Here is a 16,814-nt window from a genome sequence, read left to right as displayed (position 1 = left end):
ATCACCACCCAGAGGCACGCCGTGAGAGGCTGACCCCATGCACGACGTGGAAGCCAGGGTCCTCGACGCCATCGACGAGGCCGACACCGTCGCCCTGCTGGCCGAGACCGTCCGGGTGCCCAGCATCACCGGCACCGACGCCGAGTCGGAGCTGCAGCACCGCCTGGCCCGCATGCTCACCGAGGCCGACCTGGACGTGGACGTCTGGAAGATCGACCTCGACGGTCTCCGACGGCGCGACGACTGCCCCGCCACCGAGGCTCCCCGCACCGAGGCGTACGGCGTCGTCGGGGTCACCGCGGGAGCGGGCGTGCCCGCGCTGGCGCTGCAGGGTCACGTGGACGTCGTGCCGGTCGGCGACCTGGCCAAGTGGGAGGGCGGCGACCCGTTCGCCGCGCGGATCACCGGCGACGTCCTGCACGGCAGGGGCGCCTGCGACATGAAGGCCGGCCTGGCCGCCAACCTCGCCGTGGTGCGGGCGATCAGGCGCTCCGGCGTACGGCTCGCCCGGCCGCTCGCCGTGCACTGCGTGGTCAGCGAGGAGGACGGCGGGCTGGGCGCGTTCGCCACGCTGGCCCGGGGTCACACCGCCGAGGCGGCCGTGATCACCGAGCCGACCAGCGGCGCCGTGATCACCGCCAACGCGGGCGCGCTGACGTTCCGGCTGGAGATCGAGGGGCTGGCCGCGCACGGCGGGGCCCGCCTGGAGGGGGTCAACGCCGTCGAGGTGTTCTGGCCGGTGTTCGAGGAGATCAGGCGGCTGGAGGAGGAGCGCAACCGCGACGTGCCGACCGTGTTCGGCGACAACGTCCTGCCGTACCCGATCGAGATCGGCACCGTGCGCGCCGGCGACTGGGCGAGCAGCGTGCCCGACCTGCTCGTGGCCGAGGGAAGGATGGGCGTCCGGCTGGACGAGGACCCGGCCGCGGCGCGGGCCGCGTTCGAGGAGGCGGTGCTGGGCGTGGCCAGCCCGTGGCTGCGCGACCACCCGCCGGTCGTGACCTGGCCGGGCGGGCAGTTCGCCAGCGGGCGGCTGCCCGCGGGGCATCCGCTGCTGGGGGAGATGAACCGGGCCGTCGCCGATGTCTGCGGCACCTCGCCGCGCGAGGCCGCCGCGCCGTACGGGAGCGACCTGCGGCTGTACGCGGCGGGCGGCATCCCGACGCTGCACTACGGGCCCGGCGACGTCCGGTACGCGCACGCGCCGCGCGAGCAGGTGAGCCTCGGCGAGCTGCGCGAGGTGACCCGCGCCCTGGCCCTGCTCGCGGTGCGCCGCTGCGGCGTCAGCTGAAGGGCGCAGAGAACCGGCCGGTGCTGCTGAAGGGCTCGGAGAACCGGCCGGTGCTACGCGGCCTCCCTGGAGGAGCTGGTCGCCAACCTGAAGAAGGCTAGTGAGCGCCCCTGACCTCGACGATCTCCGCTAGCGGGAACTCCAGGTAGTCGCCCGCCTCCTCGCACCACGCGTCGAGGGCGGCGCCGCGCAGCTCGCCGTGACTGATGGTGGCGGTCAGGCCGCCGGTCAGCGTGATGGCGGCGCGTACGCCCCGGTCGACGACGAAGCCGAGCAGCGACTGCTGGGCGGTGGGCAGCCGGGTGGCCATCCGCCCGATGACGGCCCAGGTGCGGCCGGCCTGATCGGCCGCCTGACCGGCTGCGACGAGGCGGCGGGCGTGCTCGTACGGGTCGGGCGCCGGCTCGGCGACCCCGTGCGGCAGCGCGTCCGCGGTCTCGGACAGCTCGGCCACCTGCCCGCCCGGCAGCAGCACGAGCCGGCCGCCCGCGCCGCCGCGCGGCTCCTCGGGCCGGGTGCGCCGGATCGCGATCTCTCCGGTGTCGGCCACGGCCACCGGTGAGAAGCCGTTGTCGCGCAGCGCGGCCAGGGTGCGCTCGGCGTCGGCCGCGCCGACCAGCACCGTGGGCGCGAGCAGGCGCAGCCCCAGCCGGGCCAGCCGCCGGTGCGCGGCGATCTCGGCGAGCAGTCCCGGGTCGGACGCCTGCACGACGCAGCCGACGGTGCGCACCGTCACCTCGCCGTGCCGCCGGGCCACGTCGTGCACGAGGTAGTCGAGGGCCTGCGGGACCGTGCCGACCGCGGCGAGCTCCTCCAGCAGTTCGCCGGCCTCGTAGCCGAGGTCGAGCGCGCCGCGCACGCTCTCGGGCGTGAACCGCCACACCGACGCGGCGCCCCGTGACTCGCGCTCGGCCACCCGGTCGAGCAGCGCGGCCAGCTCCGCCGCCGGCGGTCCGGTCACCACGGCGGTCAGGTCGGGACCGAACAGGGCGCTTCGCCGGACGCTGGCCAGCGCCCGGGTGGACGCCTCCACGAGCATCGGATCGTGCTCCACCACCGGCACGGAGTCGTCGTTCTCGTCGCCGGCCCGGTCGGCCAGCCCGGCCAGCGCCCGGCCGAGGTCGGTGAGCGCGTCGTTGCCGAGCAGCCCCAGCAGGCGCGCCTCCTCCAGCACCGCCGGGGCGCATTCGGCGAGCAGCGCGCGGTCCAGCATCGGGGCGCACCAGTGGACGTGGCGCACCAGGCTGTCGCGGTCGGCGCCGACGCTGGACAGGGCCGTGCCGGAGGGCAGGTGGGCGAGCACCGTCAGCACGGCCCGGCGGACGCGGGCCACGTCGGCGCCGCCCCGGTCGTCGCCGAGCACCGTGCCGTACTTGCCGTCGATCCGGCGCAGCGACGAGCGCTCCATCCGCCACCACGCCGACAGCAGCACGCGCAGCCGGGCCGACCCCTCGTCGAGCCGCCAGCGGTCGAAGCGTTCGGTCGGCACCATGCCCCCCGACTCCTCGTCCCAGGCGAGCAGGCGGGCCACCGCGCAGATCTCCAGCAGCAGCCGGGTCTCGTCCTCGTCGCAGCCGGTCTCCTTGGCCACGCGGCGCACCTCGCGCACGCCCACGCCGCCGGTCTTGAGCAGCGGCAGCGGCGTCTTGGAGGTGTTGTCGAGCAGTGCCGCGCACCGCTCGACCGCGTGCGGGGCGGCCAGCGTCATGAGGTGGTCGACCTCTTCGGGGTCTACGGGGATCGTGGCCACCTCGGGCGCCTCCGGTGTGAAGGGCGCGTGGTAGCCGGGTCCGCGCAGCGCCAGGGCGACCTCGCGCGGCATCTCGGCGACGTGCCAGCTCGGCCGGTAGAGCAGCCCGCGGTCGGCGCTCCACTTCTCCGGAGTGCCGGGGACGACGAACCGGCCGCCGTCGACGTCGCGCGCCGGGCCGTCCCAGGCGAACAGGTCGAGCAGCTCGCGGGTGCCCTCGGGGGCGTGGCGCAGCAACGCGGTCAGGTGGGCGGGGTCGGCGAGCACCTCGCCGGCCCGGGCGATGACGCGGCGCTTGTTGCCCTGCGACGGGATGCCGAGGCCCCGGGCCAGCGTGCGCACCATGTCGTTACTTACGGTCCAGGAGTTGAGGTAGTGGTCGAGCGGCTCGCCGAGGCCGAGGGGAGCCGACCACCAGCGTGACACGGCCTCCGCCAGGTGGAGCACGCCGTCGGCGTCCGGCCAGGCCAGTGCGTGGTCACAGAGCCGGTCCAGCCACGGGGTCACCTCGTCGAGCGGCGCACCGAGCAGCGCCGCCACCCGTTCGGGGGTGGCGGGCCGCACGACCAGGCAGGCCTGCGCCAGCTCCAGGCAGGGCGAGGGGAGCCCGCGCAGCGCCTCCATCACGGCGAACCCGCTGCCCAGCCGCTGGGCGAGCATGTCGAGCCGCCGTGGCCACGGCGGTGCGATGGCGTCGGGCCGGTTGGTGAGGATCCGTCCGAGCCTGTTTTCGTCGAGGGTCCGCAGCCAGCCGAGCAGGTGATCATCCATCGGTACGCACTCTCATGGGGTCGCGCGGGGGACTCACCGTGAGCCATGGCCATCCACGGTAGTGCAGATCACCGACCGTCAGGAGAGGACTGCCCAGACGATCTTCCCTTGGGGGGCGAGTGCCGACCAGCCCCAGCGCAGGCTGAGCGAATCGACGATGTGCAGGCCCAGCCCGCCGGCGTCGAGCGGCCCCGGGTAGCGCAGCGCCGGCACCGTCGAGGCGGGGTCGGTGAACGCACAGGTGACCAGGGGGCCCCGGCGGACGAGGGACAGGTGCACCGAGGGCCGCCGCCCCGACTCGGCCGCGTGCAGGCCGTGCCGCAGGGCGTTGGTGGCGAGCTCGGAGATGACGAGCTCCATGTTCTCGGCCGGCTCCGTCAGCTTCCAGGCGGCCAGCGCGCCGGCGGTGAAGCTGCGTGCGGCGTGCACGGAGGCGGGCGTCGGGGGGAGGACGAACGTGGCGCTCGCGGACGGGCCGGGGACCAGCAGGTCTCGTGCCGCCTCCGGCCACCAGCCGAGAGGGGGCCACCAGTCGAACGTGGTCCATTGGCCGGGCGCCAGGGTGGATTGCACTAGATCATTCTGCGTCACACTCTCGTGCAGGTGCAAGAGCGAATGCACGTGCAGAGGATGCGTGCAGGCGCTACGGTTTCCCTCAAATGGTCAAAGTGGCGGGAAAGGGGATCTTGGCCGCGGCCCATGATCTTTCGGCCGTGAAGTGACAGACTATGAGTTAAGGAAACAACCAAGGAGCAGCGCGTGTCCCTCGATCCGCCCGGTTCTGGTTCGACCGTTCGGCGCATCATGCTCGGCGCCAGCCTGAGGCGTCTGCGTGAGGCCAAGCGTCTCACCCGCGACCAGGCCGGATTCCACATCCGGGCGTCCGAGTCCAAGATCAGCCGTATGGAGCTCGGCCGTGTCGGGTTCAAGACACGTGACGTGGAGGACCTGCTCACCCTGTACGGCGTCAGCGACGACGCCGAGCGCCGAGCCCTCCTGGAGATGGTCCGCGAGGCCAACACCCCCGGGTGGTGGCACAAGTATTCGGCCGTCCTGCCGTCGTGGTTCAGCACGTACGTGGGGTTGGAAGAGGCCGCGAGCCTGATCCGCACCTATGAGGTGCAGTTCGTGCCCGGCCTGCTGCAGACGGCGGACTACGCGCGTGCGGTGTTCCAGCTCGGCAACCCCGATGACACTCCGGAGGAGATCGAGCGCCGCGTGCATCTGCGCATGCAGCGCCAGGAGCGCCTCACCCAGAAGGACGGCCCGCGGCTGTGGGCGGTCATCGACGAGGCGACGCTCAAGCGGATCATCGGCGGGCGAGAGGTCATGTACCGGCAGCTCCAGCACCTGCTGGAAGTCGCTGCCCTGCCCAACATCACCCTGCAGGTGATGCCCTTCAGGTTCGGCATGCACGCCGCTGAAGGGGGCGCGTTCAGCATCTTGCGGTTTCCGGAGTCCGACCTGTCGGACGTTGTCTATGTCGAGCAGCTCTGGGGTGCCCTGTACCTGGACAAGCGTGAGGACGTCGATCCGTACCTCACGGCCATGGAGCAGTTATGCGTGGAGAGCACCACGCCCGGGGGCACCGTCGAGCTCATCGGCGGTCTTCTCAGAAAGATGTAGATGAAGCAGACCTACAACGGCATGCCCGCGACCGACCTCAAGCAGGTCGCCTGGCGCAAGAGCCGCTACAGCAACTCGCAGGGCAACTGCGTGGAGCTCGCCGAGCTCCCCGACGGTGGCGTGGCGGTGCGCAACTCCCGGTTCCCCGACGGGCCCGCCCTGATCTACACCCGGGACGAGATCCGGGCCCTGGTGCTCGGGGTGAAGGACGGGGAGTTCGACGGCCTGATGGTGTAACAGCCTGTTCACCTCCGGCGCGTCCCCTTAACAGGGGCGCGCCGGAGGCGTAATCGTCTCGCCTCGCCGGGTCGGCATGATCGGCTCCATGCTCGACCAGATGACTCTCTACCCGGTCGCCGACGACGTGCTCTTCGCGCCGGGCGGCAAGGTCGTGATCCGCACCTACGGCGTCGCGCCCGCCGGCGCGGGCGGCTCCGCCGGGGCGGTCTCCTACCGCACCTGGGTGACGGGTGTGCGCGACCATCCCCGCTACTGGCACTGGGGGCACTTCGAGGACGCCGCCTCCGGGCACCGGCGGGTGCTGGAGTGGCTGACCGGGCGGGGCCCGCAGCCGGTCGAGGGGCTTTCCTGACCGCTGTGCTACGCTCCATAGCCGAGCAATCGCTTGGTTCAGGGAGGCGCGGTGCGACGCGGGATATTCCTTCTCGAAGAGGTCGACTTCCGGCCGATGAACTCCCGCCGCCCCCTGGAGTACCTGACCTGGCTGACCCGCTACAAGCGCGAGGACGAGACCAGGGAGACGCCCGCGCTGACCTCCGGCATGTCGATCCGGTCCCGCGACATCGACCTCGCCGGTGCGTTCTACGCCGTCGGCATCACCGGCCATCCGCAGTTCAAGGTCGTCACGCTGTGGGAGTGCCACGGCGGCTGGGACGGCGGCTGGCGGCAGATGATGGACATCTACCGGGGCGTGGACGACCGGCTGTTCCTGTCGGACATCGACGACCTGCGCTTCTCGGCGTTCTCCCGGCCGCTCGGCGCCGTGCGCGGCACCCCGGCGCCGGCCGAGGTCGCGCCGGCCGAGTTCTACGTCTTCGAGAGCGCGACCGTGCGGCCCGGCGCCGCCCCCGGCTACCTGGAGGCGGTGCGCGCCGAGCGCGCGCCCGTGCTCGCCGAGCACGGGCACCGGCTGGCCGGGCTGTACGAGGTGCTGTACTGCGACACCGAGGCCGTCACCCTGTGGGCGGTCTCGCTGGACGACCACCTGGCCGCCCGGCGCGCCCGCGACGCCGCACTCGGACTGGACGACGAGGTGCGGCCCGACGGGCGGCTGCTCGCCTGGGACGACAGGGCCCGCGACTTCCTCGCCGGGCCGTGGCGCGAGACGCTGCTCGCGCCCTTCCCCGGCAGCCGGATGGCCCCCCGCGCCCCCGGAGCGGAGATCAGGAGTCGTTGACGGGGGCGTTCCAGGTGAGGACGACCGGCTCGCCGTGCTCGAAGCCGAGCCGCGAGTAGGTGCCCGTCTCCAGCCTGAACAGCCGCCCGTCCGTGGCCGGCAGCCCGAGCCAGCGCGCCGCGAGGACCCGCAGCAGGTGCCCGTGGGCCACCAGCGCGACCCGGCCGCCGGCCGCCCGGGCGCGGGCGATCACCCGGTCGGCGCGTGCTCCCACCTGCGCCGCCGACTCGCCGGGATGCTGCTCGCCGCCCGGTGTCACACCGTCGCGCCACAGGTACCAGCCGGGCCGGGTCCGGCGGATGTCCGGCGTGGTGATGCCCTCGTAGCCGCCGTAGTCCCACTCCCACAGGTCGGGGTCCACCTCGTGCTCCGGCAGCCCGGCCAGCTCCGCCGTGCGGCGGGCGCGCTGCGCGGGCGAGGCGAGCACCAGGTCGAACGGCACGCCCTTGACGAGCGGGGCCAGGGCGCGCGCCTGCTCCTCGCCGCGCGCGGTCAGCGGCACATCGGTGCGCCCGGTGTGCCGGCCGGTGCGGCTCCATTCGGTCTCGCCGTGCCTGAGGAGCAACATCTCGTCCATGCCCCCATCATCCCGGTACGCCCGGCGGCGCGGCCGATCAGGGGGTGGCCAACTCCTCGACGAGCGGGGTGAAGGCGTCCAGGTCGCGTTCGTAGTGCATGACGAAGTAGGAGACGCCGTGCTCGTCACGCCAGTGCCGGAGCCGGTCCAGCATGTCGCGGCGGGTGCCGAGGAGCACCTGGGGGGTGCCGTTCAGGCGGGCGCTGTCGGCGGCGCTCCACGTCTCGTCGGCCCTGAGTTCGCCGGCCTGCATGACGCTCGTGCCGAGTTCCAGCCGGTCGTAACGGTCGCCGGCCGCCTGTCTGACGGTGCGGAGCTTGCCGAGGAACGCCTCCAGGCCGCCGTCGCGCTCGTCGGGGCCGCTGCCGTCCCTCTTTGTCCGCATCGTCAGGTGGACGATGTCCGCCTCGCGCGCCGCGAGGCGCAGCATCCGGGGGCCGCCCCCGCCCAGCAGCAGCGGGGGATGCGGCCGCTGCGCGGGCCGGGGCCGCTGGTCCAGGTCGCGTACGCGGTAGTGGGCGCCGTCGAAGGTGAACGGGCCGTCTCCCCAGAGCCCCTTCAGCACGGCCAGCGCCTCGGCCAGGCGCCCGACCCGCACTCCGGGCGGGTCCAGCCGCAGCCCGGCCGAGGCGTAGTCGGCGGCCATCCAGCCGGTGCCGATGCCGAGCTCCAGCCGCCCGCCGGACAGCAGGTCGAGCGTGGCCGCCTCCTTGGCCAGTACGGCGGGGTGCCGGAAGTCGTTGGCGAACACCATCGTCCCGACCCGCAGCCGGGTCGTCGCGCAGGCCGCCGCCGTCAGCGCCGCCACGGGCGCGAAGCGCGTGCCGACGAGGTGGTCGGGCACCAGCAGCACGTCGAAGCCGGCGTCCTCCAGCCGCCTGGCCTTCTCGGCCCACTCCGTGCCGGACGCCGCGTGCCGGACCACCGCGCCGAACCTGAACCGCCGCACCACCGGACCTCCCTCTCGACCAAGCGCTTGGGCAGAGTGTACGTCCGACGTCTTACCAAGCGCTTGGTTGAGATGCCACACTGTCGCCATGGACATCCCGGTGCGCCAGGTCACCGACGACGAGGTGGCCTTCTTCCACGCCCACGGGTGGGCCCGGCTGCCCGCGCTGGTCGCACCCGAGACGGTCACCGCGCTGCGCGAACGGGCGACCGGCCGCCTGCGCGAGCGGGAGCGGGCCCGCGCCACGCTCGTCGACCGGGCGTTCGGCCAGGCACGCGACATCGCCGAGACCGACGCGGCGTTCCGCGCGCTGGCGCTGCACCCCCGGATGGGCGGCAACGCCGCCCGGCTGCTGCGCGGGGTGCGAGCGGTCCGCGTCCAGGTGACGAACCTGCTGGTGAAGGAGCCCGGCGAGCACGGCGAGCACGGCGCGACGGAGTTCCACCAGGACTTCCCCTGGATGCCGATGGACCGCTCGGCCATGCTGACGGTCTGGCTCGCGCTGGCCGACGTGCCGGCGGACATGGGCTCGCTGCGCTTCTACAGCGGCTCCCACCGCCACGGGCTGCTCGGGCGCAGCTTCACCCGCCCCGGCGACGACCAGCTCACCCAGCACCCGTGGCTGACGGAACTGGAGCTGTCGCCGCCGCTCGACCTGGCGGCCGGGGACGCCACCGCGCACCACGCGCTGACCGTGCACGGCGCGCCCGCCAACCGTCGCGACACGCCCCGCCTGTCGTTCACCGTCACCTACTTCGACGCCGACGCCCGCTACACCGGCACCCCGTACCCGCAGACCGACGGGCTCGGCCTGCGGGTCAACGAGCCGTTCGAGCACCCGAGGTTCCCGTGCCCGAGACCGTGACAGGGCCCGTCGCGGACCTGGGCGCGACGCTCATGCACGAGCACGTCTTCGGCCTGAGCCCGGAGATCCTGTGGAACTGGCCCGACATCCCCGAGGGCTGGGACGAGGAGGCCAGGGCCCGGGAGGCGGCGGCCAAGCTGGAGGCGCTGAAGGCCGAGGGCGTCGACACCATCGTGGACCTCACCGTCGTCGGGCTCGGCAGGTACGTGCCGGCGGTGCAGCGGGTGGCCGAGCTGACCAGCGTGAACATCGTGGCCGCCACCGGCCTGTACACCTACGACGCGCTGCCGCCCTACTTCGCCAACCGGGGGCCAGGCTCGCTGTTCGGCGGGCCCGACCGGCTGGCCGAGTTCTTCGTCCGCGACCTCACCCAGGGCATCGGCCGGACCGGCGTGAAGGCCGCCATGCTGAAGTGCGCCACCGACCGCGCGGGCATGACGCCGGGCTGCGAACGCGTCTTCCGGGCCGTGGCCGAGGCCCACCTGGAGACCGGAGCGCCCATCACCACCCACTCGCACAGCGGCACCCGGGGCGGCCTGGAGCAGCAGCGGCTGCTCGCCTCGCTCGGCGTGGACCTGACCAGGGTCGTCATCGGCCACGCGGGCGACTCCACCGACGTCGCCTACCTGGAGGAGCTGGTCGCGGGCGGCTCCTACCTCGGCATGGACCGCTTCGGCATCGACACCATCAGCCCGTTCGAGGACCGGGTGGCGATCGTGGCCGAGATGTGCGCGCGCGGGCACGCCGACCGGATGGTGCTGGGGCACGACTCCTACTGCTTCAACGACCGCTTCGACGCCGAGGTGGTGCGCCGCCGCCACCCCGGCTACCACCTGCTGCACGTCTCCCGCGACGTCCTGCCCGAGCTGCGCAGGCGCGGCGTCACCGAGGAGCAGGTCCACCAGATGCTCGTGGCCAACCCCCGGAGGGTCCTGTCATGATCGAGGACTTCGACGTCGGCTCCGACTGGCACGTCGCCGCGCCGTACGCCTTCCTGGCCGGGCTGCGCCGGGAGCGGCCGGTCTTCCGCAGCGAGCATCTCGGCGCGTACGTGCTGACCCGGCACGCCGACGTGCGCGCCGCCTACGGCGACCCACGGCGGTTCTCCTCGAAGGGGTCGCTGACGATCTCGCGTGGCCTCACCCGGGAGACGCGCGACAGGCTGGGCGAGCACGGCTCGTTCCTGTCGAGCTTCGTGGCCAACGTCGATCCGCCCGACCACACCCGGCTGCGGCGCTCGGTGTCCCGGGCCTTCACGCCACGGGCCGTCGCGGCGATGGAGCGGCGCTTCCGGCGGCTCAACGAGGACCTGCTGGACCGGGTCGGGCCGCGCGGCGCCGCCGACTTCGTCCGCGAGATCGGGCACGAGCCGTCGATCAAGCTCACCGCCCGGTTCATCGGCGTGCCGGAGGCGGACGAGGAGTTCGTGCAGGCGCACGTCAAGGACTGGTTCCAGCTCTTCCTGTCGCCGCAGCCGCCCGGACGGCAACGGGAACTGGCCGACAGCTTCCTCGCCTACCTCGACTACGTGGACCGGCTGGTCGCCGACCGGGCCCGGCGGCCCCGCGACGACTTCACCTCGCTGATGACCTCCCTCATCGGCGGCGAGCTGACCCACCGGGAGGTGGTGGAGCTGATCTCCACCATCCTGCTCGGCGGCAACGACACCGTCCCCAACCAACTGGGCAACGCGGTGCTGCGGCTGCTGCGGGAGAAGGCGTGGCCGGTCGAGCCCGCGCTCGTCCCGAACGCCGTGGAGGAGTGCATGCGCATCGACGGGGCCTCGCTGGGCTCGTTCCGGTACGCCGCGACCGACGTCGAGCTGCACGGCGTGACGATCCCGCGCGGGGCGCTGGTGCTGCTGTCCACCGACTCGGCCGCCCACGACGAGACCGTCTTCGCCGACCCGGAGCGGTTCGTCATCGACCGGCCGAACGCCGACGCCCACCTGGTGTTCGGCTACGGCATCCACTTCTGCGTCGGCGCCGCGCTCGGCCGGCTCCAGCTACGCACCGCCCTCGACGTGCTCGGCCGCCGCCTGCCCGGCCTGCGGCTCGCTCCGGGCGCGCCGATCGCCTACCGCCGCTCGATCGTCGGCCGCGGCCTGGCCGCGCTGGCGGTGGAATGGTGACGGGCCGCCGCCCCTCGCCTGCGACGTGTCGGCTGGGGCCCTCCGCCGGTGGCGGCGAGCCTCAACCGGATAGCGCCGCATTTGCGTCATTCGTCCCAGAAGCCGCAAGCTTTCCCTGACGACGAACCAAGGGGGGCACGTGGAACCTGTGGCGGTGGGACTGGTCGGAGCGGGACCGTGGGCGGAGATGGCACACGCCCCCATGCTGGCCGCCGGCCCGCACACCCGGCTGGCCGGGGTCTGGGCGCGCCGCCCCGAGGCGGCCGCCCGGCTCGGCGCGCCCGTGTTCGAACGGGTCGAGGAGCTGTTCGACGCCTGCGAGGCCGTGGCGTTCTGCGTGCCGCCCGCCGTCCAGGCCGAGCTCGCCGTCCGCGCGGCACGGGCGGGCAAGGCGCTGCTGCTGGAGAAGCCGCTCGCCGACTCCCTGGCGAACGCCGAACGGCTGGCCGCCGCCATCGCCGAGGCCGGGGTGGCCTCGCAAATGATGCTCACCCTGCGCTACACCCCCGGCACCCGGGAGTTCCTGGCCCGCTGCGCCGAGATCGAGCCGTTCGGCGGTCACGCCGCCAACATCTCGGGCGTGCTGCTCGGCGACCACCCCTTCGCCACGCCGTGGCGGCTGGACCGCGGCGCGCTGCTCGACGTCGGACCGCACGTGGTGGACCTGCTCGACGCCGCGCTCGGCCCCGTCACCGGCGTGCGCGCGCACGGCCACCCGCTCGGCTGGACCGGCCTGCTGCTCGACCACGAGGGCGGCGCCGTCAGCGAGGCGTCGCTGTGCATGACCGTGCCCGGTGACACGCCGCCGTCGTCGTTCGCCGTCCACGGCCGCGGCGGCAGCGCCGTGCTCCGGCCGTCCGGTGACGACGCGCTGGCCGTCGTCGCCGAGGAGTTCGCCCGCACCGTGCGGCAGGGCGGCGGCCACCCGCTCGACGCCGCCCGCGGCCTGCGGCTCCAGCGGATCATCGCCGACGCCGAGAGCCAGCTCCGCTCCGGGTGAGCCGCCCCTTGACGCGCGCGGCGTACGGGGCATTGATAGCGTTTGTCCGACGCGCAGTGCTGCAGCGAAGTCCGGTGCGAGTCCGGCGCTGTCCCGCAACTGTCATAGCCAGGTCGCCTGCCTCTGCGCCGACGTCATCAACCCTCGTGGAAAAGGGTGATCCGTCACGATACGCGGGTCTCTCGGTTCCGACAGTGTGAAAGGACTACTCGTGAGGCCCGTACGCACGGCCTTCGCGGGCGCGCTGCTGGGAACGCTCGTCGTTCTGGCCGGTTGCGGCCAGAGCGGCTCCCCGGCGCCCTCGTCTTCCGCCCCCTCCGCCGCCCCCTCCGCCGCCCCCTCCGCCGCCGCCCCGGCCGGCTTCCCGGTCACCGTCGAGGCCGCCAACGGCAAGGTCACCCTGACCAAGAAGCCCGAGCGGATCGTCTCCCTCTCGGCCACCCACACCGAGACCCTGTTCGCGATCGGCGCCGGCCCCCAGGTCATCGCCGTGGACGACCAGTCCAACCACCCTCCGCAGGCGCCCAAGACCGCACTGTCGGGCTTCAAGCCGAACGTCGAGGCCATCGTCGCCCACAAACCCGACCTGGTCATCGTCTCCGACGACATCGACAAGGTCGTCGCGGAGCTGGGCAAGCTCAACGTGCCCGTCCTGCAGGAACCGGCCCCCGCCAAGCTGGACGACGCCTACGACGAGATCGCCGACCTCGGCGCCGCCACCGGCAACCGCGCCAAGGCCGACGAACTCGTGGCCGGCATGAAGACGAAACTCGCCGAGCTCGCGGCCGCCGCCCCCAAGGACGGCAAGCTGACCTACTACCACGAGCTGGACCAGACGCCGTACGCGGCGACGTCCGGCACGTTCATCGGCCAGATCTACAACCTGTTCGGGCTCACCAACATCGCCGACAAGGCGCCCGACGCGGCCGGCGGCTACCCCAAGCTGTCGGCGGAGTTCATCGCCCAGGCCGACCCCGACCTGATCTTCCTGGCCGACGTCAAGTGCTGCGGGCAGAGCAAGGACACCCTGGCCAAGCGGCCCGGCTGGAAGAACCTGTCGGCACTCAAGAACGACCGGGTCGTGCAGCTCGACGACGACATCGCCTCGCGCTGGGGGCCGCGCGTCGTGGACCTCGCCGACGCGATCGGCGCGGCCGTCGCCAAGGCGTCCGGCTCCTAGTGCCCGAGTCCGTGCCCGACGCGGCGCCCGGAACGGCGCCGGACGCCGTGTCCGGCGCCGTGTCCGGTGCCATGTCCGACGCGGCGTTCGAGGCGGCTCCCCGGCCGGTGGACCGGCGCCCGCCCGGGGGCGCCCCCGGCGGGCTCGCGCGCCGGTCCGCCGCCGGGCCGCTGTGGGTGGCCGGGGCGCTGGCGGTGCTGGCCGTCTGCATGGTGGCCGGCCTGCTCGGCGGCGCCGCGGACATCTCGCCCGGGCAGGTGGTGCTGCAGGTCGTCGACTGGCTGCCGCTCGTGCACGCCGATTCCGGCCTGGCCCCGGTCGAGCAGGGCCTGCTGTACGAGATCAGGCTGCCCCGAGTTCTCGTGGCGGCCGTCGTCGGCGGGCTGCTGGCGGTGGCCGGGGCCGGCTACCAGGGCGTGTTCCGCAACCCGCTGGCCGACCCGTACCTGCTGGGCGCCGCCGCCGGCGCCGGGCTGGCGGCCACGGTGACGATCGTGCTGCTGCCGGCCCCGGCCGCCACCATCCCGGTGGCCGCGTTCGCCGGGGCCGTCGGCGGGGTGCTCCTGGCGTACGCGCTGGGCAACACCGCCGGCCGGGCGGGCGGCACGGGCGGCGGCACGGGCGGCGGCACCGCCACGCTCGTCCTCGCCGGGGTGGCCGTCACCTCGTTCCTGACCGCGATCCAGACGTTCGTGCAACAGTTCAAGGTCGAGGAGCTGCAGCGGATCTACGCCTGGATCCTCGGCGACGTGGGCGGCGGCTGGGCGCAGTTCTGGCTGGTCCTGCCGTACGCCGCCGTCTCCTCCGTGCTGCTGCTCCTGCACGGGAGGATGCTCGACGTGCTGTCCGTGGGCGACGAGGAGGCCACCAGCCTCGGCGTGCGGGCCGGCCGGGTCCGCTTCGCCGTCCTGCTCGCCGCCTCGCTGGCCACGGCCGCTGCCGTCGCCGTCAGCGGGCTCATCGGGTTCGTCGGCATCGTCGTGCCGCACGTGGTCAGGCGGCTGGCCGGCGGCTCGTACCGGCTGGTGCTGCCGCTGTCGCTGGTCGGCGGCGCGGCGTTCCTCGTCGTCGCCGACCTGATCGCGCGCACCGTCCTCGCCCCGGCCGAGCTGCCCATCGGCGTCGTGACCATGTTCGTCGGCGCGCCGTTCTTCGTCGCCGTGCTGCGGATGACCCGGCAGGCCGCCACATGATCGAGACCACCGCCCTGTCCGTGCGCCTCGGCGGGCGCGAGGTGCTCACCGAGGTCGGGCTGCGGGTACGGCACGGCGAGTGGCTGGCCGTCATCGGCCCTAACGGCGCCGGCAAGTCCACCCTCGTCAAGGCCGTCATGGGTCTCGTCGCCCACCGCGGCGAGGTCACGCTCGACGGCCGGCCGGCCGCCGCCCTCCGGCCGCGCGAGCGGGCCCGCCTCGTGGCGTACGCGCCGCAGAACCCCGCCCTGCCGCCCGACATGACCGTCTTCGAGTACGCCCTGCTGGGCCGCACCCCGTACATCCCCTACCTGGGCCGGGAGAGCCGCCGGGACAAGGAGATCACCGCCTCCGTGCTCGACCGGCTCGACCTGGCCGGCCTGGCGGCGCGCCGCGCCGGCGAGCTGTCCGGCGGCGAGCGCCAGCGCGCCGTCCTCGCCAGGGCGCTGGCCCAGCAGGCGCCGGTGCTCCTCCTCGACGAGCCCACCACCGCCCTCGACCTCGGCCACCAGCAGCAGGTGCTCGAACTCCTCGACCGGCTGCGCCTCGCCGACGGGCTGACTGTCGTCACCACCCTGCACGACCTGACCGTCGCCGGCCTGTACGCCGACCGGCTGCTCCTGCTCGCCGCGGGCCGGGCCGTGGCCGCCGGCGAACCCGGCCAGGTGCTCACCGAGGCCCTCGTCGGCGCCCACTTCGGCGCCCAGGTCACCGTCGAGCCGGGCCCCGGCGGCCGGCCCGTCGTCCAGCTCGTCAGGGGAGGACCGTGAAGCTCACCCACCGCGTCGAGGACGGCGTCAGGCTGGGCGCGCTGCTGTGGGAGTTCGGGCCGGGCTGGCGGATGATCTCCTCCGCGATCCTCGGCGGCGGCATCGGGTCGCGCGCCTGGGTGCTGAACGCCCAGGTCGTCGCCGGCTACGCGCGCATGGACCCGGCCGACCACCTCGCCTCGCTGGCCCCCGCGGGGGAGGGCGTGGGCATGATGACGGCCGCCGAGGTCGGCCGTCACGTCACGGCGGAGGACGCGGGGGCGCGGGCGGTGGCCACGGTCGGGCTGCGCGTCCCCACCTGGGCCGCAGCCCCCGAGGGCGCCGCCGACCCGGAGCTCGCGCCCATGCTGTCGCCCCGCCCGGGCACGATCAACATCATCGCCGCCTTACCGGTCGCGATGACCGACGCCGCCCTGGTCAACGCCGTCATGACGGTGACGGAGGCCAAGACCCAGGCCCTGGTGGAGGTGGGCTACCCGGGCACGGGCACCGCCTCGGACGCGGTCTGCGTGGCGGTGCGCGCGGACGGGCCGCAGGAGCCGTTCGCCGGGCCCCGCTCCACCTGGGGCTCCCGCCTCGCCCGCGCGGTCCACGCGGCCGTCCGCCGTGGCGCCGAGGAGTGGCACGTCCGTGACTGACGGTCACGAATGCGGGGAAGTAGCATGTGGGCGAAGGCGAGATCCGCGACAATGAGCAGGTGACCGCGATGGCGACGACCGAACCGACCACCGGGCGCACGGTCCTTCCCGGCGTGCCACCCTTCACTGTCGACGACCTGCTCAAGTTCCCCGACGACGGGAATCGCTATGAGCTCTTCAACGGGAGCCTTCTGGTGAGCCCTTCCCCCGCCCCCCTGCATCAGCGTGTGATCCGCAGGCTTGAGCGCATCCTGGAAGACGCGGCGCCGCCCCACCTGGAGCCGCTGGGGGCCGTCAACCTGCGGGTGAGCGATGTCGACTACTACATCCCCGACCTGGTGGTCGTCCCGGTCGAGCGGACGGAGGCGGTGCCCCTGATGTTCGCGCCGCGCGATGTCCGCCTCGCTGTGGAGGTGGTCAGCCCCGGCACGCAGGCGCGCGACAGGGGCTTCAAGACCAACGTCTACGCGGAGGCCGGCATCCCCGTGTATTGGCGGGTCGAGATGGACGAGGGTCCGACCGTCTACGTCTACGAGCTCGACGGCAAGACCTACGGCCGCCCTGCCGCGCACAAGGCGGGCACGGTCGTCGCTCTGCAGCAGCCGTACCCCGTCACCTTCGACCCGGCCGCCCTGCTCAGCCGTCGCGGCTGAGCG

18 protein-coding genes are annotated in these 16,814 nt (G+C 73.6%); 14 read left to right on the top strand and 4 right to left on the bottom strand.

Annotation, left to right across the window (positions count from 1 at the left end; all coding sequences use genetic code 11):
- The first annotated feature begins 37 nt into the window (after positions 1-37).
- A complete protein-coding gene (locus ACGF0J_RS36785) occupies positions 38-1,291 on the top strand; it encodes an ArgE/DapE family deacylase (RefSeq protein ID WP_393153703.1) in 1,254 nt (417 codons plus the stop codon).
- A 97-nt stretch (positions 1,292-1,388) separates the two neighbouring features.
- On the opposite strand, the gene ACGF0J_RS36780 is transcribed toward ACGF0J_RS36785, so the two are convergent.
- Both ACGF0J_RS36780 and ACGF0J_RS36775 read right to left on the bottom strand, forming a co-directional pair.
- Positions 1,389-3,812: a helicase-associated domain-containing protein gene (locus tag ACGF0J_RS36780; protein WP_393153702.1), complete on the bottom strand. Its 2,424-nt coding sequence runs from the start codon at positions 3,810-3,812 to the stop codon at positions 1,389-1,391.
- Positions 3,813-3,890: 78 nt separating this feature from the next.
- Positions 3,891-4,385, bottom strand: coding sequence for an ATP-binding protein (locus ACGF0J_RS36775; RefSeq protein ID WP_393153701.1), 495 nt, complete (start codon positions 4,383-4,385; stop codon positions 3,891-3,893).
- A gap of 231 nt (positions 4,386-4,616) precedes the next feature.
- On the opposite strand from ACGF0J_RS36775, the gene ACGF0J_RS36770 reads away from it, so the two are divergent.
- The 4 genes from ACGF0J_RS36770 to ACGF0J_RS36755 all read left to right on the top strand — a co-directional run bounded on the left by ACGF0J_RS36770 (position 4,617) and on the right by ACGF0J_RS36755 (position 6,855).
- Positions 4,617-5,438: a helix-turn-helix domain-containing protein gene (locus ACGF0J_RS36770; protein WP_393153745.1), complete on the top strand. Its 822-nt coding sequence runs from the start codon at positions 4,617-4,619 to the stop codon at positions 5,436-5,438.
- Positions 5,439-5,675, top strand: a complete 237-nt coding sequence (locus tag ACGF0J_RS36765) for a DUF397 domain-containing protein (RefSeq protein WP_101783248.1) — start codon at positions 5,439-5,441, stop codon at positions 5,673-5,675.
- Positions 5,676-5,763: 88 nt separating this feature from the next.
- Positions 5,764-6,030 carry a hypothetical protein gene (locus tag ACGF0J_RS36760; RefSeq protein ID WP_393153700.1) on the top strand — a complete coding sequence of 89 codons (267 nt, stop codon included), beginning with the start codon at positions 5,764-5,766 and terminating at the stop codon, positions 6,028-6,030.
- Positions 6,031-6,081: 51 nt separating this feature from the next.
- Positions 6,082-6,855, top strand: a complete 774-nt coding sequence (locus tag ACGF0J_RS36755) for a hypothetical protein (RefSeq protein WP_393153699.1) — start codon at positions 6,082-6,084, stop codon at positions 6,853-6,855.
- On the opposite strand, the gene ACGF0J_RS36750 is transcribed toward ACGF0J_RS36755, so the two are convergent.
- Complete coding sequence (locus ACGF0J_RS36750) at positions 6,842-7,432, bottom strand: histidine phosphatase family protein (RefSeq protein WP_393153698.1); 591 nt, start codon at positions 7,430-7,432, stop codon at positions 6,842-6,844. The two genes, ACGF0J_RS36755 and ACGF0J_RS36750, sit on opposite strands and share 14 nt — an antisense overlap.
- Before the next feature lie 37 nt (positions 7,433-7,469).
- Positions 7,470-8,384 carry a TIGR03621 family F420-dependent LLM class oxidoreductase gene (locus ACGF0J_RS36745; protein ID WP_393153696.1) on the bottom strand — a complete coding sequence of 305 codons (915 nt, stop codon included), beginning with the start codon at positions 8,382-8,384 and terminating at the stop codon, positions 7,470-7,472.
- Positions 8,385-8,469: 85 nt separating this feature from the next.
- Here ACGF0J_RS36745 and ACGF0J_RS36740 point away from each other — a divergent pair, with 85 nt between their 5' ends.
- The 9 genes from ACGF0J_RS36740 to ACGF0J_RS36700 all read left to right on the top strand — a co-directional run bounded on the left by ACGF0J_RS36740 (position 8,470) and on the right by ACGF0J_RS36700 (position 16,811).
- On the top strand, positions 8,470-9,246 hold the full coding sequence (locus tag ACGF0J_RS36740) for a phytanoyl-CoA dioxygenase family protein (protein WP_393153694.1): 777 nt from the start codon (positions 8,470-8,472) through the stop codon (positions 9,244-9,246).
- Entirely contained in the window at positions 9,231-10,187 is a 957-nt protein-coding gene (locus ACGF0J_RS36735) for a phosphotriesterase (protein WP_393153692.1), read from the top strand. Before ACGF0J_RS36740 ends, ACGF0J_RS36735 begins: the two co-directional genes overlap by 16 nt.
- Positions 10,184-11,377, top strand: a complete 1,194-nt coding sequence (locus ACGF0J_RS36730) for a cytochrome P450 (protein ID WP_393153690.1) — start codon at positions 10,184-10,186, stop codon at positions 11,375-11,377. The genes ACGF0J_RS36735 and ACGF0J_RS36730 overlap by 4 nt, the downstream gene beginning before the upstream one ends.
- A gap of 139 nt (positions 11,378-11,516) precedes the next feature.
- Entirely contained in the window at positions 11,517-12,377 is an 861-nt protein-coding gene (locus tag ACGF0J_RS36725) for a Gfo/Idh/MocA family protein (RefSeq protein ID WP_393153688.1), read from the top strand.
- 211 nt (positions 12,378-12,588) lie between these two features.
- Positions 12,589-13,557 (top strand): ABC transporter substrate-binding protein, encoded by a 969-nt coding sequence (locus ACGF0J_RS36720; RefSeq protein ID WP_393153686.1) that lies wholly within the window; start codon positions 12,589-12,591, stop codon positions 13,555-13,557.
- Complete coding sequence (locus ACGF0J_RS36715) at positions 13,557-14,750, top strand: FecCD family ABC transporter permease (RefSeq protein ID WP_393153684.1); 1,194 nt, start codon at positions 13,557-13,559, stop codon at positions 14,748-14,750. Before ACGF0J_RS36720 ends, ACGF0J_RS36715 begins: the two co-directional genes overlap by 1 nt.
- Positions 14,747-15,520: an ABC transporter ATP-binding protein gene (locus ACGF0J_RS36710; RefSeq protein ID WP_393153682.1), complete on the top strand. Its 774-nt coding sequence runs from the start codon at positions 14,747-14,749 to the stop codon at positions 15,518-15,520. Before ACGF0J_RS36715 ends, ACGF0J_RS36710 begins: the two co-directional genes overlap by 4 nt.
- On the top strand, positions 15,517-16,158 hold the full coding sequence (locus ACGF0J_RS36705) for an adenosylcobinamide amidohydrolase (RefSeq protein ID WP_393153680.1): 642 nt from the start codon (positions 15,517-15,519) through the stop codon (positions 16,156-16,158). The genes ACGF0J_RS36710 and ACGF0J_RS36705 overlap by 4 nt, the downstream gene beginning before the upstream one ends.
- A 26-nt stretch (positions 16,159-16,184) precedes the next feature.
- Positions 16,185-16,811 carry a Uma2 family endonuclease gene (locus ACGF0J_RS36700; RefSeq protein ID WP_393153678.1) on the top strand — a complete coding sequence of 209 codons (627 nt, stop codon included), beginning with the start codon at positions 16,185-16,187 and terminating at the stop codon, positions 16,809-16,811.
- Positions 16,812-16,814 lie beyond the last annotated feature (3 nt).

This window comes from Nonomuraea sp. NPDC047897 (genome assembly GCF_043204415.1).
Classification (GTDB): domain Bacteria; phylum Actinomycetota; class Actinomycetes; order Streptosporangiales; family Streptosporangiaceae; genus Nonomuraea.
This window is presented reverse-complemented; position numbering and strand designations above follow the sequence as displayed.

Coding starts and splice junctions, on each gene's coding strand:
- ACGF0J_RS36750 (WP_393153698.1), bottom strand. CDS start 7,432: ATGGACGAGATGTTGCTCCTCAGGCACGGCGAGACCGAATGGAGCCGC.
- ACGF0J_RS36785 (WP_393153703.1), top strand. CDS start 38: ATGCACGACGTGGAAGCCAGGGTCCTCGACGCCATCGACGAGGCCGAC.
- ACGF0J_RS36770 (WP_393153745.1), top strand. CDS start 4,617: ATGCTCGGCGCCAGCCTGAGGCGTCTGCGTGAGGCCAAGCGTCTCACC.
- ACGF0J_RS36760 (WP_393153700.1), top strand. CDS start 5,764: ATGCTCGACCAGATGACTCTCTACCCGGTCGCCGACGACGTGCTCTTC.
- ACGF0J_RS36730 (WP_393153690.1), top strand. CDS start 10,184: ATGATCGAGGACTTCGACGTCGGCTCCGACTGGCACGTCGCCGCGCCG.
- ACGF0J_RS36710 (WP_393153682.1), top strand. CDS start 14,747: ATGATCGAGACCACCGCCCTGTCCGTGCGCCTCGGCGGGCGCGAGGTG.
- ACGF0J_RS36780 (WP_393153702.1), bottom strand. CDS start 3,812: ATGGATGATCACCTGCTCGGCTGGCTGCGGACCCTCGACGAAAACAGG.
- ACGF0J_RS36765 (WP_101783248.1), top strand. CDS start 5,439: ATGAAGCAGACCTACAACGGCATGCCCGCGACCGACCTCAAGCAGGTC.
- ACGF0J_RS36740 (WP_393153694.1), top strand. CDS start 8,470: ATGGACATCCCGGTGCGCCAGGTCACCGACGACGAGGTGGCCTTCTTC.